Raw genomic sequence first — 670 nt, 5'->3', positions numbered from 1 at the left:
GCGCACCTCGAGGGCCTCGCGCTCGACCTCGAGGAGCGCCATGACGTCGGCCGGGTAGCCGTAGCGCGCACTGTGCTCGGCCCACTCGTCGCGATCGTCGACCCAGGTCCCTCGTGCACCCTCGACGCGCACCACATCGAGGTCCATGTCGATCCCGGTCGCCAGCAGCGGATCATCGGACCAATGGATGTCCCACCCCAGGTCGATGTAGATGCGCATCCCCCGGCGATGGCGGCGGTTGACGGTCAGCGCGTGGTCACCGCTCGGGGGAACCAGGGTGACGTTCGGACCCCCGGCATGGAACTCGGCGCCGGGGCGCACGCTGTGCCATCCGACGGGCTGCCCGATCCAGTCGCCCCACTCGTCGACGCCGAGATAGACGCACTCGTGCCGCCAGTGCGGTGATCCGTCCCACTTGCGCCATTGGAAGACCATCTCCGTGCCGGGTGCGGGGCGTGCATCGCTCATCCGCTCACCCTACGACCACGAGAATCCACGCTCCCTGAGCGGCATAGGCTGGACGCGTGCACACCACCCACCTGGTCGTGGAGACCACAGAGATCGAGCCGGTCGAAGACCTCCTGGCCTATGCGGACCCTTCCCGCCCGCTCGCGTGGCTGCGCCGCGGAGACGGGATCGTCGCCGTCGGCGAGACCCTGGCGGAGCTGCG

At 69.4% G+C, this 670-nt stretch carries 1 protein-coding gene; it reads right to left on the bottom strand.

Features of this window, described 5'->3' with window-relative positions; translation table 11 throughout:
• Positions 1–468: hypothetical protein (locus KZA10_RS16890; RefSeq protein ID WP_218683480.1), on the bottom strand; the 468-nt coding region annotated here is incomplete at its 3' end.
• Positions 469–670 lie beyond the last annotated feature (202 nt).

This window comes from Microbacterium sp. BF1 (genome assembly GCF_019279095.1).
GTDB lineage: Bacteria > Actinomycetota > Actinomycetes > Actinomycetales > Microbacteriaceae > Microbacterium > Microbacterium maritypicum.
This window is presented reverse-complemented; position numbering and strand designations above follow the sequence as displayed.